This window comes from Allomuricauda sp. ARW1Y1, from assembly GCF_013407935.1.
Lineage (GTDB): Bacteria > Bacteroidota > Bacteroidia > Flavobacteriales > Flavobacteriaceae > Flagellimonas.
In genome coordinates, this window is the sequence record NZ_JACBZU010000004.1 from 132869 (window position 1) to 149503 (window position 16635).

At 44.1% G+C, this 16635-nt stretch carries 15 protein-coding genes; 9 read left to right on the forward strand and 6 right to left on the reverse strand.

Annotated features, from left to right (window positions below):
- Nucleotides 1-45: 45 nt before the first annotated feature.
- From GGE08_RS11820 to GGE08_RS11835, 4 genes are all read left to right on the forward strand, one after another.
- Complete coding sequence (locus GGE08_RS11820) at nt 46-783, forward strand: phosphoribosylanthranilate isomerase (RefSeq protein ID WP_179385092.1); 738 nt, start codon at nt 46-48, stop codon at nt 781-783.
- Nucleotides 780-1964, forward strand: coding sequence for a tryptophan synthase subunit beta (trpB, locus tag GGE08_RS11825; protein WP_179385093.1), 1185 nt, complete (start codon nt 780-782; stop codon nt 1962-1964). The genes GGE08_RS11820 and trpB overlap by 4 nt, the downstream gene beginning before the upstream one ends.
- 67 nt (nt 1965-2031) lie before the next feature.
- The gene (trpA, locus tag GGE08_RS11830; RefSeq protein WP_179385094.1) at nt 2032-2793 is read left to right on the forward strand and encodes a tryptophan synthase subunit alpha; all 762 of its coding nucleotides are present in this window, start codon (nt 2032-2034) and stop codon (nt 2791-2793) included.
- A 30-nt stretch (nt 2794-2823) separates the two neighbouring features.
- Nucleotides 2824-4320: a M20/M25/M40 family metallo-hydrolase gene (locus tag GGE08_RS11835; protein WP_179385095.1), complete on the forward strand. Its 1497-nt coding sequence runs from the start codon at nt 2824-2826 to the stop codon at nt 4318-4320.
- Here the strand turns inward: GGE08_RS11835 and GGE08_RS11840 are convergent.
- The 5 genes from GGE08_RS11840 to GGE08_RS11860 form a co-directional block, all read right to left on the reverse strand.
- The gene (locus tag GGE08_RS11840) at nt 4317-5036 is read right to left on the reverse strand and encodes a uracil-DNA glycosylase family protein (protein WP_179385096.1); all 720 of its coding nucleotides are present in this window, start codon (nt 5034-5036) and stop codon (nt 4317-4319) included. The genes GGE08_RS11835 and GGE08_RS11840 overlap by 4 nt on opposite strands.
- 12 nt (nt 5037-5048) lie before the next feature.
- A complete protein-coding gene (locus GGE08_RS11845) occupies nt 5049-7595 on the reverse strand; it encodes a phosphoenolpyruvate carboxylase (protein ID WP_179385097.1) in 2547 nt (848 codons plus the stop codon).
- A gap of 172 nt (nt 7596-7767) precedes the next feature.
- The gene (gene yaaA / locus GGE08_RS11850; RefSeq protein ID WP_179385098.1) at nt 7768-8529 is read right to left on the reverse strand and encodes a peroxide stress protein YaaA; all 762 of its coding nucleotides are present in this window, start codon (nt 8527-8529) and stop codon (nt 7768-7770) included.
- Between the two features lie 87 nt (nt 8530-8616).
- Nucleotides 8617-9648: an RluA family pseudouridine synthase gene (locus GGE08_RS11855; protein WP_179385099.1), complete on the reverse strand. Its 1032-nt coding sequence runs from the start codon at nt 9646-9648 to the stop codon at nt 8617-8619.
- Between the two features lie 2 nt (nt 9649-9650).
- The gene (locus GGE08_RS11860; protein ID WP_179385100.1) at nt 9651-10238 is read right to left on the reverse strand and encodes a PASTA domain-containing protein; all 588 of its coding nucleotides are present in this window, start codon (nt 10236-10238) and stop codon (nt 9651-9653) included.
- A gap of 79 nt (nt 10239-10317) precedes the next feature.
- Here GGE08_RS11860 and GGE08_RS11865 point away from each other — a divergent pair, with 79 nt between their 5' ends.
- From GGE08_RS11865 to GGE08_RS11885, 5 genes are all read left to right on the forward strand, one after another.
- Complete coding sequence (locus GGE08_RS11865) at nt 10318-11292, forward strand: D-alanine--D-alanine ligase (protein WP_179385101.1); 975 nt, start codon at nt 10318-10320, stop codon at nt 11290-11292.
- Between the two features lie 33 nt (nt 11293-11325).
- The gene (coaD, locus tag GGE08_RS11870; protein ID WP_179385102.1) at nt 11326-11784 is read left to right on the forward strand and encodes a pantetheine-phosphate adenylyltransferase; all 459 of its coding nucleotides are present in this window, start codon (nt 11326-11328) and stop codon (nt 11782-11784) included.
- A 182-nt stretch (nt 11785-11966) separates the two neighbouring features.
- Complete coding sequence (locus GGE08_RS11875) at nt 11967-13793, forward strand: PAS domain-containing protein (RefSeq protein ID WP_179385103.1); 1827 nt, start codon at nt 11967-11969, stop codon at nt 13791-13793.
- Nucleotides 13780-14193 carry a response regulator gene (locus tag GGE08_RS11880; RefSeq protein WP_179385104.1) on the forward strand — a complete coding sequence of 138 codons (414 nt, stop codon included), beginning with the start codon at nt 13780-13782 and terminating at the stop codon, nt 14191-14193. The genes GGE08_RS11875 and GGE08_RS11880 overlap by 14 nt, the downstream gene beginning before the upstream one ends.
- A 69-nt stretch (nt 14194-14262) precedes the next feature.
- The gene (locus tag GGE08_RS11885; protein WP_179385105.1) at nt 14263-16035 is read left to right on the forward strand and encodes a M14 family metallopeptidase; all 1773 of its coding nucleotides are present in this window, start codon (nt 14263-14265) and stop codon (nt 16033-16035) included.
- Here GGE08_RS11885 and GGE08_RS11890 read toward each other — a convergent pair.
- Nucleotides 16032-16631 carry an NUDIX hydrolase gene (locus tag GGE08_RS11890; protein ID WP_179385106.1) on the reverse strand — a complete coding sequence of 200 codons (600 nt, stop codon included), beginning with the start codon at nt 16629-16631 and terminating at the stop codon, nt 16032-16034. The genes GGE08_RS11885 and GGE08_RS11890 overlap by 4 nt on opposite strands.
- Nucleotides 16632-16635: the final 4 nt, after the last annotated feature.

Sequence of the window (16635 nt, forward strand, 5' to 3'; positions counted from 1 at the left end):
TTTTGAAACAAGTTTCAAAAAACTCGACCTGACTAAATGTATACCATGAAACTAAAAATCTGCGGCATGAACCATAACCCCGAAGAGGTTGCAAATTTGCGACCCGATTATTTGGGGTTTATTTTCTGGGAACCTTCCTCCCGATATTTTTCGGGAGAGATGCCGGTCTTGCCCAGTTCCATCAAAAAAGTTGGCGTTTTTGTGGATGCGCCTATAGAAGAAGTTTTGCAAAAAGTGGCCCAGTATCAGTTGGATGCCGTGCAACTCCATGGAAAGGAAAGTGCTGCATATTGCATGGCGCTGAAAGATTGCCTCCTGTCATTTCGAGCGCCCGCCTACCGGACAGGCAGGCAGTCGAGAAATCAGACAGGTTTTAACAAAAATGAGGTCTCGACTGTGCTCGACCTGACAGATACGGAAATCATCAAAGTATTTTCCATCAAGGATGATTTTGATTTTAACGTATTGAAGGGTTATGAAAACGTATGCGATTATTTTCTTTTTGATACCAAAGGAAAACTCCCCGGAGGAAATGGCTATGCCTTCGATTGGTCCGTTTTGGAAAGATACCCCTCCCATAAACCCTACTTTTTGAGCGGAGGCATTGGATTGGATTCCAAGGAACAACTACAAGCCTTTTTGGGGAGCCCAGCTTCAGCTCACTGTTTTGCCATCGATGTGAACAGTAAGTTTGAAACGGCCCCAGGGCTAAAAAACATTAAGGATTTAAACCTATTTATTGAATCGCTCAAAGGCGGTCAGAACCAAAAAAAGAACCTATGAAAAGTTATCATGCTGACGAACGCGGATATTACGGCGAGTTCGGGGGAGCTTTTATCCCCGAAATGCTCTATCCCAACTGTGAGGAACTGCGGCAAAACTACCTCAGTATTATGAAGGAGCCCTCGTTCCAAGAGGAGTTCCATCAACTGTTGAAGGATTATGTAGGACGCCCTACCCCTTTATACCTTGCAAAACGCTTATCCGAAAAGTACAACACCAAAATCTACCTGAAACGGGAAGATCTATGCCATACCGGAGCCCATAAGGTCAATAACACCATCGGCCAGATATTGATGGCCAAAAAATTGGGCAAAAACAGAATTATTGCAGAAACAGGAGCGGGTCAGCATGGGGTGGCCACGGCTACTGTGTGTGCCTTAATGGGCATTCAGTGCGTGGTGTACATGGGAGAAATCGATATCGCGCGCCAAGCCCCAAACGTAGCCCGAATGAAAATGTTGGGGGCCGAGGTACGGCCGGCCACATCGGGCAGTAAAACCTTAAAGGACGCTACCAACGAAGCCATCCGTGATTGGATCAACAATCCCGTGGACACCCATTATATCATCGGTTCGGTGGTAGGCCCTCACCCCTATCCCGATATGGTGGCCCGTTTTCAGTCCGTGATTTCGGAAGAAATCAAACGACAACTACAAGAAGTCGAAGGCAGGGAAAATCCAGATTATGTGGTGGCCTGTGTTGGGGGCGGTAGCAATGCGGCTGGCATCTACTATCATTATTTGGATGTTCCCGAAGTGGGCATCATTGCCGTTGAGGCTGCCGGAAAAGGAATTGATTCCGGTGAAAGTGCCGCTACATCAGCACTTGGAAAAGTGGGCATTATCCATGGCAGCAAAACCCTGTTGATGCAGACCCAAGATGGACAGATTACGGAACCCTATTCCATTTCTGCAGGATTGGATTACCCGGGCGTAGGTCCCATGCATGCCCATTTGTACGCCTCGGGTCGTGGCGAGTTTATTTCCATTACGGATGATGACGCCATGCAAGCTGGGCTGGAACTCTCCAAATTGGAAGGTATCATTCCAGCTATTGAAACCTCGCACGCGCTGGCCATTTTTGAAGAACGGAAATTCAACCCGGATGACGTAGTGGTGGTCAACCTATCAGGACGAGGTGATAAGGACCTTCAGAACTATATTGATTATTTTAAATTATAGATGTTAGACATTAGATATTAGACGCTAGAGTCCTAATTCTAATATCTCACATCTGAAATCAGGATGTATGAACAGAATCAAACAAAAACTACAGGAGGATAAAAAAATCCTTTCCATATATTTTTCAGCAGGTTATCCCAAGCTTGACGATACGGTAAAAATCATCGAAGATTTGGAGAAAAATGGGGTCGACCTTATCGAAATTGGGCTTCCTTTCAGCGATCCCCTGGCAGACGGCCCTACCATTCAGGAAAGCTCCACCGAAGCCCTTAAAAATGGCATGCATACCGCCTTGCTCTTTGAGCAATTGAAGCATATCCGAAAAACGGTCTCCATTCCCTTGATCATTATGGGGTATTTTAATCCAGTGCTACAATACGGGGTAGAGGCATTTTGTGCCCAATGTGAAAAAATTGGCATCGATGGACTCATCCTGCCCGATTTGCCGTTGGATGTTTATAAAGAGGAATACGAGGCCATTTTTAAAAAGCATGGATTGATCAACGTTTTTTTGATTACCCCTCAAACTAGCGAAGAACGCATCAGGGCAATCGACGATGCATCCGAAGGCTTTATTTATATGGTAAGTTCGGCAAGTACTACTGGAGCTCAACAAGGTTTTGGCAGTGAACAATCGGACTATTTTGACCGTATTGCGCAAATGGATTTGAAAAATCCGCAAATCGTTGGATTCGGTATCAGCAATGCCGAAACGTTTCAACAAGCCACCCAAAAAGCTAAGGGAGCTATTATTGGTTCGGCCTTCATCAAACACCTCACTAAAAATGGAGTTGATACTATTGGTGACTTTGTGAAGCAAATTCGCTAAATTTCACCTCTAAAATTATTCCAAGACAACATGAAAAAAACGCTGTTACTTGTCTGCTCACTCTTTGGTTTTTCGCTTTTTGCCCAAGACGATGTGGCCATAAAATCGCAAGTGGCCGATGCCATCAATGAAATTCGTGAATTTATCGCCATTCCCAACAACGCGCTCGATGCCGCGGACATTGACCGAAACATCATGTGGCTCAAGCGAAAGTTCGGTGACAGAGGGTTCAATACGGCGGTTTTGGAAACTGAAGGACTTCCCTTGTTTTTTGCAGCAACCCCCGTAAGCGGAGAAAAGCCAACAGTTCTCATCTATATGCATTTTGATGGACAATCCGTAGACCCCTCCAAATGGGATCAGCCGAATCCATATCAGGTTGTATTGAAAGCTCCAAAGGATGGAGGCTTCGAAACGGTGTCATTCGATGAATTGGATGATGACATCAATTACGATTGGCGTCTGTTCGGACGGTCCACCTCTGATGACAAATCGCCTATAGTAATGCTATTGAACGCCATGGACCTGTTGAAGAAGGATGGCAAGGAAATACCCTTCAACATCAAGGTTATTTTGGACGGCGAAGAGGAAAAGAGCAGCAAGCCCCTTCCTGCGGCCGTAAAGCAATACCGTGAATTGTTGGAATCCGACTTTTTGATGATCGTGGACGGTCCGGTCCATGCTTCGGAAAAGCCCACTGTGGTTTATGGTTGTCGCGGCATTACTACCTTGACACTGACCACCTATGGGCCCATCAAGCCACAACATAGCGGGCATTATGGCAACTACGCCCCAAACCCAGGGTTTCAATTGGCCAAGTTGTTGGCCACCATGAAAGATGATGAGGGCAGAGTCACCATTAACGGTTATTATGATGGTATTTCCATCAATAAAACGACGGATTCCATTTTAAAAAGCGTTCCCGATAGTGATGAGGCCATAGCAGAAAAACTACAATTTAAAACAGCCGAAAAGGTAGGTGGTTTTTATCAGGAAGCCTTGCAATACCCGTCCTTGAACATTCGTGGACTGGGCTCTGGTTGGGTCGGTGATAAAGCAAGGACCATTGTTCCGGAAAGTGCTACCGCCGAATTGGATTTACGATTAGTTGTAGAAAGCGATGGCGACCGTCTCAAAAAATTGGTAAAAGACCATATCGGCAAACAAGGATACAAAGTATTGGACCACGTTCCTTCAAAAGAGGAGCGGATGCAATTTGATAAAATCGTGACCGTGGAAGAGGGCAGTGTTACGGACGCTTTCCGCACTGAGCTGGACAATCCTTATGGTGATTTCATTGTGAAGACATTACACCAAACTTTTGGGGAAGAGGTGATTCAAATACGCACTATGGGTGGCACCGTACCTATCTCACCGTTTGTCAATGAATTGAAAATCCCAGCCTTTATTGTCCCCGTGGTAAACCCAGACAACAACCAGCACAGTCCCAACGAGAATGTCAAAATTGGGCAGTTGGCCTATGGCATCAAGGCCTTTTATGGGATTCTTTCTTCGGAAATGAATTAAAAAAACTCCCGATACTGCATCACCCTGAAATCAAGTGTATTGAATTCAGGGTTTTTATTTTTTAGGTCCTTGTAGGCCGGTAAACTACCAACGGCACGGTTGGCTGCTCCCGAAGGTGCTGTCAGGGAAACGGTTTTTATCGTTCTCGACTGCCTGCCCGTCCGGCAGGCGGGCGCTCGAACTGACACAGAACTCGAAGTAATCGGCAATTCCAAATGATGGATACGAGGAACTATGTCTGATACGACTTTTAGTTTGAGACCGTGTTCCTTCAGCTGTTTTCTAAAGAAGTATTCAGGTCCATTTTTACTGTTCCCACCCATAAACAAAAGTGTCTCGATGTTGTCGTATTCTTGCAAGTAGCCTACCAAATCACGAAGCACCACATTTTGCATCCCCAAGTCGGATGCGTCAATTTTTTCGCGTTCAGCACTTTCCACAATATCGCAGACGCCAATCTTGTTTTTCATCAAGAATTGTTTCCGTTGCTCCACGGCTTCTTGGGTCGTTTCATATTTTAGACCAAGATGGAAAATGCTATCCAAAATGGGCCATAGCTGTCCGTTACAACTTCCATAGCAAAAATCGACATCCTGTGGTTTTAACTCACCGGTAGTAAAACGAGGTGGTGGCAAGGTACCCACAATCAACTTTGTGGCCTTTTCCAAGAGAAACGGTTCGTACGGATGTATATGCTTAAAGACTTTTTTGGCCAATCCTTTGACTATCTAGGCAGAGTTTCGACTCGCGTTGATGTTACCGTAAAGCGAACGTGTCACAATTTTCTCGTACAATTCCTTGTACTCTGAATTTTGTGTGATATGGTACAAAGCATTCTGCTGAATCACCAACAGGGGCAATACAATCTTTTCCCTGATTTTGACCGACTCCCGTGATACGGCTTCGTCCTCCATCAACATTTTATCGCCCGAAATCTGCAAGAGCATTTTTTTGGATAACTGGAACTCGTCGTGCAAAATGTTCCAGAAATCTCCAAACTCAGGGTCCTCCTTCATGTAACCGGTCAGATTAAAATTGGATTTCGCCAACGACATCATACTGTTGTGCATCAATGCCCTGAAGAATGGCACCTCTTTGTATAACTTTTTCACTTCGGATAGTCTTCCTTGCTCTTTCAAGGCACTTATGGCAGTTCCCAGACCAAAGTATCCGGGCACATTCTGTTTGAGTTGGCTCCAAGAGCCTACAAAAGATATCGCACGCAAGTCTGATAAGGTCAATTGTTTTTTGTTACCTCGTTTTCCAGGTCTACTGCCAATGTTTGCTTTGGTGTAGTACTTTAATGTACTTCGATGTTCCAAATAGGGCATAAATTTCTCATGCTGCTTCAACGCATCGTACTTCTCAAAGCTGAGCTCTGAGAGTTCTTCAATCAATTTACGCTGGGCAGCGGAAATGGTAAGTTCCTTACCGAAGAGGTTGTTGCTCAATCCTGCCGTGAGCAACTGTTCGGAGTTGTGGATAAACTGCTCTTTGGTACCGTAGGTACTGGTTATGGTCTGTCCCTGAATGGTAAGCTGAATCTCATGATTGGCGACATCCTTGGTCTGGGCTGCGTAGAACCTGTGCGTTTTTCCTCCGCCCCTTGCTGGCGGTCCCCCCCTACCATCAAAGAAAATAGCGGCCACACCGTTTTTCTTACAGACCTTGCTCAATGTCTCCTTGGTCTTTAAAATGGACCAGTTGGCCTTTAAATAGCCACCGTCCTTGGTACCATCCGAAAAGCCCAGCATTATGGTATGGATATCCCTTCTTCGTTCCAAGTGCTGGCGATATTGTGGAATATCGAATAAGGTTTGCATCACTTCCTCGGAAGCATCCATACCCTTCATAGTTTCGAACAATGGAACAATATCAAAAGTGATTTCCTTTTCGTCCCATCCGCACCATCTAAACAGCCCGAACACGAACAATACGGAAAAAATATCTTCGGAATTGCTGATGATGTAACGGTTGCAACCATCTTCTCCGTTCTTTTCCTGAATGGACTTAAGGTTTTTGATATTGACAATGGTATCTTTTACGATATCATCCTCGAAATCCTTTGGATTGAGTTGGAAGTTTTTCTCCAGCAATAGTTTCACCAATTCCTGTTCCTTGAGCTCGTCGATACTTTCTTTAATGATACCCTCTTTCTTGAGGACACTTTCCACCACCAATAAATGCTTACTGTGATCTTGACGGATATCCAGTGTGGCAAAATGGGTCTTAAAAATATGGACCTTATCCATCAGTTGGTTCAATTCGTCCAAATAGAGATCGTGATAATCTGAGCGCAGTTTTTCCCTGATGTTTTCCAGGTAGCCAATAATTTCTGAATAGGAAATGGCGGCGTCCACGTTGAACATGGCATTGTACAATTTTGAGCTCAAATCGTTCAAATCTTCCTGCATCCCTTTAAAGGTGAGTTTTTTACGAAGTCCCTTCAATTCGTTGTAGTAGCATTTCATCAAAGTAAGCCTAAGTTCATCGGCTACCTGCTTGGTGATTTCAGCGGTTACGTAAGGGTTTCCATCCCGGTCACCTCCGGGCCAAAATCCAAGCTTCATTAGGTTGTAGTTCTCAAACTTGTCATCCCGAATATTGCTCTTTACATACTGATACAGTTCCCCAACCGCATCATAATACGTATGCCTAAGAATGTAAATAATGTTTTTTGCTTCATCCAAAGGCGTTGGCTTTTTGGCATTGATCAAAGATGTTAGCCCCAACTGCTGCAAGGTCACATCAATATCGTAGATTCTATCTTGATCAATGAGCGAACGAAGTTCCGCGATAATATCCAAAATAGCCGGGGTATAAAACTGGGTTGGGTGGGCCGTTAAAACGATACGCGCACTAAAGGTGGACAGTTTTTTGGATACCTTGTCCCAATTTTTGGTGCGGTTTACCAGCTCAAAATAATCCTTAATGGTCAAGGAACTACTGTATTTCTGCAGCTTGGGAAATGCCGAATCCTCGACACTATCATAGAGGACCACTTGCCGCTCCACATATTGGATCATCCGGAACATAAAATCCAACCGCTCCCTTTCATCCTGAATATTCACAAAATTGGAAAAGAACACTTCCAATATTTCCTGTGGATCTTTACCTTCCTTCAGTCCCTTTTCGCATTGATCGAGCAAAAGCGGAACCAAATTCCCCACATTTTCCACGTTCTTGTAGGGCAAGCTCAGGAATAGGCTGTTGTAAATATTGAACTTATTGGTTACCGATTTTTTGAATTCTTCTAACCGTTTAGTCTGCTGCATGGATTTCGTTTATGTTAGTGTTATCAATGGACGTTCACTCAAAGGTCGTGAATAAAGTGTAACCTCTGGGTTAAATTTAGGCGTATCACAATTTAAGGTATGGGCACTTCAATCGTAACATCATACCCCATTTGGATAACTTAAAGATTACTTCGGATTTTACCAAAGTTTTTTAACGAACAAACACAGGCTCGTTTTTCTTCACTGTATGCTCCTCGCTATACATGTAGCCATCGTGGTCAAAATTCTTGATATCGTCCAAGGTTTCGGCACCCTTGTCCAAAATATAGCGCACCATGGAACCACGGGCTTTTTTGGCGTAGAAACTGATCACCTTTAGTTTATCGTTTTTCCAATCCTTAAAAACGGGGGCTATAACGGGAACCTTTAGCTTTTTTTCGTCCACGGCACCGAAGTATTCGTTACTGGCCAGGTTTACAAATAATTCATCCTCCTGAAGCTCTTCATTCAAAGACGCCGTGATTTGGTCCTTCCAAAACTCGTAAAGGTTCTTTTTACGGCCCACTTTAAGTTGGGTGCCCATCTCCAATCGGTAGGGCTGTATAAGGTCCAGTGGCTTTAAAACACCGTATAGTCCCGACAAAATCCGAAGTGTGTCCTGTAGATGGTCCAACTGCTCTTCGGGAATGGTGTATGCATCCAAACCTTGGTATACATCCCCGTTAAAGGCATAAACCGCAGGTCTGGCATTATCCAGGGTAAAAGGTAGTTCAAACTGTTGGTTGCGCTCCCAGTTCAAATCTGCCAACTTATCCGAAATGGACATAAGTTCCGATAGTGCCTTGGGTTTTTTCTTCTTCAAAACGGCGTTCAATTTTTCCGCTTGTTCCAAAAATTGGGGCTGACTGTATTTTGAAGTAGGCAAAGCAGTCTCGTAATCAAGCGACTTTGCCGGGGATATGACAATTTTCATGGTATTCCTTTTTGGTAAAAATAACGAGGATTTTCGTTTTTCGGAAGGGGATTCCAAAGGTGTTTTCAATCTTTGGATTGAGGAAACCTATGATTCGTGATGCTTGGCATAACTCCGCCATTTTTCGATACCGGCGACCATGTCTTCAGGCAACTCGGAATCAAACCGCATAAACTCTCCGGTGACCGGATGCTCAAAACCAAGGGTTTTGGCGTGCAGGGCCTGACGCGGCAGCACTTTGAAGGCATTTTCCACGAATTGTTTGTATTTGGTAAAAGTGGTCCCCTTCAAAATCTTATCACCACCATAGCGCTCATCGTTGAACAGGGTGTGGCCAATATATTTCATGTGGACGCGAATTTGGTGGGTCCTACCGGTTTCCAAGCGGCAAGACACCAAGGTAACATAACCAAATCGTTCCAAGACTTTATAATGGGTCACCGCCTCCTTACCGTCGCTCCCATCGGGAAATACCATCATTTGCAGCCTATTTTTGGGGTTGCGGGCGATGTGCCCCTCTATGGTCCCCTCGTCCTCTTCCACATTGCCCCAAACCAAGGCTACGTATTCCCGTTCGCTGCTTTTTTCAAAAAATTGCTGCGCCAAATGGGTCATGGCCGACTCTGTCTTGGCAATGACCAACAACCCAGAGGTGTCCTTATCGATGCGGTGCACCAATCCGGGTCGGTCCGAACTGTTGTTGGGCAAATTCTCAAAATGGTAGACCAAGGCATTGATCAAGGTCCCCGAGTAATTTCCATGTCCCGGGTGTACCACCATTCCAGCGGGCTTGTTCACCACAAGAAGTACTTCGTCCTCGTACACAATGTTCAAAGGAATGTTCTCGGGCGTCAACAAAAACTCGTAGGGCGGATGCTCAAACATCACTTTGACCTCATCCCCTGCCTTAACCTTATAATTTTGTTTGACGATGGCACCGTTTACCCAAATGTGCCCCCTTTTGGCGGCCTGCTGGATTTTGTTTCTCGTAGCATTCTCAATAAAGTTCATCAGGAATTTATCCACACGAAGTGGTTCTTGCCCTTTTGATGCCACAAAACCATGATGTTCATACAGATCATCTTGGGAAAGCTCGTCCTGATTATCGGAAATATCCATATTTATTGGGAGTCTGCCTGTACTTTTGCACTACCGGGAATGGTTCCATTACCACAGATCAACTCCACTTGCGAAGTTTTGGGCAATCGGTCGCCAGGTTTAATGTATTTCCCTTTGTGCTTCATTCGGTACACCATGTCCTTTCCGAGTTCATCGATATAGGTTACACGCTCCACCTCAAGCCCTACCGCACGCAACATGGAAGCTGCATTTCGTTGGGTTACTTGGATGATATCCGGTACCGTCACTTTCTTATATCCCGATGGGTTTACGGTAAAATAAATCTTGCGATTGGCCTTTACCTTATTGCCTGCTGGTGGATTTTGGTCCAATATGGAAAATCGTGGATACTCTGGATTAAAATCGGAAGAATCCAATACTTGATATCTTAGTCCTGCCTCCTCTACGGCCTTGCGCATCTCCATCACCGACATTTTGGAAAAATCGGGAACCTCCACAAATTCACCGTGATTGGTGGTGCCCTTTAGCCATTGCAAAGCAAGGAACACCAAAACAAGGACTGCTCCTGCCGCCAATCCCAATTGGATCAAAAAAGTCTTGCTTTTTAAAAAGTTCAAAAAATTCTTCATGTAGTTCACCTTAACGCAACAAATATAGGAAAGCCAACCCTTTTTTCTTTACTTTGGTCCAGCGATATTTTACCAGCCAATGAAAAAGAACATTGCCATCATCATGGGGGGCTATTCCAGTGAGCACGGTATTTCCATCAAAAGCGGAAATGTGGTATACAAGTATCTGGACAGAGACAAATACCATCCGTACAGGGTAATCATCACACGTGAAAAGTGGTTTTATCTCGATGAGAACAACCGAGAGTTTCCTATGGAAAAATCCGATTTCAGCCTTAACATCGATGGTAATGAAATTCACTTTGATTGTGTTTTCAATGCCATCCACGGTACTCCCGGTGAAGATGGGTTGATGCAAGCCTACTTCGAACTTTTGGGTATTCGCCATACGTCTTGCAACCACTATGAGGCCGCGCTCACCTTTAACAAAAGGGACCTGTTGAGCACTTTGAAACCTTATGGCGTTCCCTGTGCACAATCCTACTTTTTGAACAAGGGCCAAGATGTGGATGAAGATGCCATTGTGCAAAAGGTGGGACTGCCCTGCTTTGTAAAAGCCAACCGGGCCGGTAGCAGCTACGGGGTGTCCAAGGTGTACCAAAAAGAAGAACTTGGAAACGCCATAGAAAACGCATTTAAGGAAGACACACAGATTATCATAGAATCTTTTTTGGATGGTACCGAAGTCTCTGTCGGTGTCATCACATATAAGGACAAAGTAACCGTGCTACCGGCAACGGAAATCATTTCGGAAAACGATTTTTTCGATTTCGAGGCGAAATATTTGGGCAAGTCCAAAGAAATAACACCAGCGAGAATCTCGGAAAAACAGGAATCCAATGTGAGGCAGTTGGCCGAGTTCATTTATAAAACGTTGGGATTGAAGGGGTACACCCGAAGTGAGTTTATTTTTATTGGTGACGTGCCCCACTTGCTGGAAATAAACACAACTCCCGGACTGACAGAGGAAAGTCTCCTACCGCAGCAAGCCAGAACAGCTGGAATTTCCCTTGAAGACCTTTTTGACAGTGCGATTGTTGAAGCTTTGCGCTAGAAACCGTATTTTTAAACAACTTTAAAACACAACATGAGACGCGCACTCTTCCCCGGTTCCTTTGATCCATTGACATTAGGCCACTATGACATCATTAAAAGAGGGATTACCCTTTTTGACGAACTGGTCATAGCCATAGGAATCAATGCCGATAAAAGCTACATGTTTTCCTTGGAGGAACGTGTTAGGTTTATTAAAGAGGCCTTCAAGGACGAACCCAAGATCAAAGTGACTACTTACCAAGGTCTTACGGTGGATTTCTGTAAAAAAATCGGTGCCAATTTTATTTTAAGGGGACTGCGCAACCCTGCTGATTTCGAGTTTGAAAAGGCCATTGCACACACCAATCGCAAGCTTTCCGAAATTGAAACGGTGTTTCTGTTGACCTCCTCCGGCAAATCGTACATCAGCTCCTCCATTGTTCGCGACGTTATCCGAAATGGCGGGGACTACTCCGGTCTGGTGCCGGATACGGTCGTGGTCAAATCCTAGTTTACATTTTAATTTTGTAAGTTTTTTCTTTATTTTTATGTAACAACAAACAATCCTCAAACGAATAAATACAACACTGTGGGTTGTTTTCACAACAATAAAAATTGTAATTCGGACAAATAGCTCTACTTTGGTCAGAAATTTCTGAGTAGGTAGAACGTTTTTTAAGCATCCCCCGAGTTTTGAAAGCAGTTGAGAGAGTTGATCCATTTTATGTTTTGAAACAGTTGCCCAAGGCAACAGCGCTTATTTCCCAAGAGGGTACTCTTTTGGATGCTTCCTGCTCTTGGTTAAAAATGTTCGGACTTGCTTCCTTTACCAAGGGAAAAGGTCCAGAAATATTTACCTTGTTCCCCGAGAAAATCGAATTAAAGCAGCAACTCAAGGACAACCTTTCTTTCACCCTTGAGCATACCATCAAAGTCAACTATACCACCCTACACCTCAAAAGCCATTTTGCTCCCTGGTTCGATGAAAAGGAAAATGTAATCGGTACCATTGTCCAAACGGACGATATCACCTCCGAAGTAAAAAAACAAGAAGAATTGGACTGGCTCCATAACATTTTGGAGACCAAGATGGAAGTGTCCAAGACCGGTTGGTGGGAATATGATTTAAAAACCGAAGAGTTATTCTGGTGCAAAGAAACCAAACGCATTCATCAGGTTCCGGAAAATTATCTGCCAAACGCGCAGGAGGCCATCAATTTTTACAAAGTGGGATACAGCAGAAACAAGGCTTCCATGCTGTTCCATCGAGTAACCAATAACCTTCAACCTTACGATATCAACCTTTTGCTGGTGACCTATATGGGACAAGAGCGATGGGTACGTATTACGGGTAAACCTTTGGTAAAAAATGGAAAGATCATCAAAGTATTTGGAACGATCAAGGATATTCATGAGGAAGTGATGGCAGATACACGGGTAAGGGAACACCAGCAGTTATTGTCCACTTTGGTCGATAGCCTCCCCTTAAACGTATACGTAAAGGATCTGGAATCCAGAAAAATTTTGGTCAACAAGAGTGAATGCAACTATTTGGGCAAAAAACCAATTGACCTCATCGGTAAAACCGATTTTGACCTTTTTGAAAAAGAGTATGCCCAAATTTCCCGTGAGGAAGACCTTCAGGTCATGAAAAACCTGACCCCTATTATTGGAAAAGAGACCAAAAGTGTCCTTAATGGTAAGGTAACCCACCATCTTACCTCCAAAATCCCCTATTTTGATCTGGACGGCAAAGTCTGTGGCCTTATTGGGATGAGCATGGACATTACGCACATGAAAAAGAAGGAGGAACAATTGCGGAGCCTCAACGCCATTGCAGTGATGCAAAACCAAAAACTGATCAGCTTTGCACATATTGTTTCACATAATCTAAGGTCGCATTCCGCCAACTTTTCCATGTTATTGGGATTTCTAGATGCTGAAAAGGATCCCACGGAAAGGCTGCGATTGATCAAGATGCTGCGCCAAGCTTCCGACAATCTCTTGGAAACCTTGGCCAACCTGAACCAAGTGGTAGATGTAAACTCAAATACCTTGGTGATCAAAAAAAACGTGCACCTACGCCATGCTGTGGTAAAGGTATTGCAGGACCAGTCGGCACTATTGGAGCACAACCACGCACAGGTAACAAACCATGTTCCTGAGCAATTACAGATCAACTGTGTACCTGCCTATCTGGATAGCATATTGTTGAATCTGGTATCCAATGCGGTCAAGTATAAAAGTCCCGACCGTAAACTCCAGATTACCATCAATGCCCTAAAATCCCAAAAAGGGATTGAACTGAGCATATCGGATAATGGACTGGGAATTGATCTAAACAAATACGGAAACAAAATATTTGGAATGTACAAAACGTTCCACAACAGAGAAGATGCCAAAGGCTTTGGGCTTTACTTGGTAAAGAACCAAATCGAGGCCATGGGCGGAAGTATAACAGTGCAGAGTGAAGTAGATAAAGGCACTACATTCAATGTAAGTTTTAATGAAGAAAGTTAGTTGTATTTTTATTGTGGACGATGACCCCATAACTGTTTTTGGCATCAAAAAAATGTTGAAGTCTGTAGCGGAATGCGATGACATCCAAATTTTTCAAAATGGCCACGAGGCCCATGAAGCTTTGAAGGAAAGGAACAAAACCGGAGGAACCATTCCCGAGGTCATCTTTTTGGATATCAACATGCCCATAATGGATGGATGGGAGTTTTTGGATGAACTGATCCAACTGGAGATCAAAGAGCAGATCGTCATCAATATGATCACATCGTCCATAGACCCCTTGGATCATAAAAAATGGGCAGAATTTAAGGACCGCTGCCCCTATCCGCTCAACTTTAAGAACAAACCCATTTTCAAAATCGAAGCAAACGAACTGGGTTGTATGGGGATTGCGTCGTAGATCATAATATTCTGTATTTTTGGCACTTGCAAGTACACCATTTGTGCAACCTAAAGTTCCCGAAGCATTTTGAAGCAGATTATTCTTTTTTTGTCCGTAGTTCTCATTATCTCCTGTAAATCTGAAACACAGGACGAGCAATCCTCGTATCCTACCCATTACGAACTTTCGGAAGGCAAGGAAACGGCGACCTATCAACAGACCATTGATTACTACATGGCCTTGGCCCGCGAATTTCCAGAAATCAATATCCAGACCATTGGCAAAACGGACAGCGGCTACCCCTTGCACACCGTTACCTTTAACCCTGACGGGGACTTTAATTTTGAAAATATCCGCAAGGAAAAGACCATCATCCTTATCAATAATGGGATACATCCCGGGGAAAGTGATGGAATCGACGCCACCATGATGCTGTACCGCGATTTGGCCACAGGTGTATTGGAAGCTCCAAAGAACACCGTATTGGTTACGATTCCGGTCTATAATGTGGGCGGTGCGCTCAACCGAAACTCCACCACCCGGGCCAATCAGAACGGTCCAGAATCCTACGGATTTCGGGGCAACGCCCGAAATTACGATTTGAATCGTGACTTCATAAAAATGGACACCCAAAACGCTAGAACTTTTGCCCAAATATTCCATATGGTAAAACCCGATGTTTTTGTGGACAACCATGTGAGCAACGGGGCCGATTACCAATACACCTTGACCCATTTGTTCACACAGCACAATAAATTGGGAGGTGAAATGGGCAAATACCTCCATGACACTTTTATGCCAGGTCTCGAACAATCCTTGATTGAAAAGGAGTGGGACATTACCCCCTACGTTAATGTGTTCAATGTTCCGCCGGAAGAAGGTTTTAGCCAATTTATGGACCACCCCCGATACTCCACCGGCTACACCACCCTATGGAGCACTTTGGGGCTAATGGTAGAGACCCATATGCTAAAACCCTACCAACAACGTGTGGAAGGCACCTATGCTTTGATGGAAAGCTTGATTGATGTAGTGGAAAAAGAGCACAACACGATCAAAACACTCCGTAAGGAAACATTGGAATCCAATTTGGAGCTTTCCGAATACCATTTCAATTGGCAAGTGGATACCACACAAACCAGCATCCTCAACTTTAAGGGGTATGAAGCAGAACGGCTGACAAGTGAAGTAACCGGTCTACCACGATTAAAATACAATCGCGATAAGCCCTTTACCAAAGAAACCATTTATCAGGATTATTATTACCCCATGGATACGGTGACCATTCCAGAAGCCTACATTGTTAAGCGTAGTTGGAACAGGGTAATCGAGCGGTTGGATGCCAACAAAATACAATACATACCCATAAAAAAGGACACCACCCTTTCGGTGGAAGTGTATAGTATTGAGGAATACGATACCAGAAATTCGCCCTACGAAGGCCACTATCTCCATTCGGATACCAAGGTATCCAAAAACGTAAAGGACATCCATTTTAGGGAAGGCGATCTTTGGGTACCTACAAGACAGCCCGGTATTCGGTACCTGTTGGAAACCTTGGAGCCCCAAGGAGCGGACTCATTCTTCAATTGGAACTTTTTTGATACTGTTTTACAGCGAAAAGAAGGCTTTTCTCCCTATGTTTTTGAGGATGTAGCTTTGGAAATGTTACAAAAGGATTCTTTGTTGGCAAAAGAGTTTGAAGCCAAAAAAGAGGAAGACCTGAATTTTTCGAACAATTGGTATGCACAGCTCAATTGGATTTTTGAGCGTTCCGTACATTTTGAAGAGGCCTATTTGACCTACCCCATCTACCGTGTCGCCAAAAACAGTGAAGCTGCGGGATTGTTCGCCAATTAGTCAAAGGGCCAATCCTCGAATAGCACCTTAATGTTGTGGTAGGAGTTCTTTAGTGCTTTTTTGGTCTTGCGAGGACCTTTCCATTTCACTTTTTTGATGCCTTCGGATTTTTCTGCGACCAATTTGCCCGTATAGTCCGTTGACATAATGAACCAGTGGGTCTGCTTCAATCGATATTCCCCGTTGCGCTTAAAAATATGGTAGGTAGTATGAAGGAACCGCTCGATGACCAAATCTTTCACCCCTGTTTCCTCCTCCACCTCGCGAACAGCAGCGCTCTCTATGGACTCCCCCTTATCCACCTTACCTTTGGGCAGGTCCCATTTCCCATTTCTGTAAATGAAAAGCACTTTCCCTTTTTTATTGATGACAAAACCACCGCCCGCAACAACCACGGGGATTTTGTGCATGAACAGTTTGAGGATCTTTTTGTCGTCAGGATGATATAAATACGCCTTTTTCAGCTTCTTTTTGGACAATAGGCGAATCGCCTCAACTATGGAATCACCATCCAAAGAAAACAAATTACCATTGGAATCCTGGGGTCGCTCGTTTGTTAAGATCAGTGGAGCCTCATTAACAAAAACTTCATACATTTGC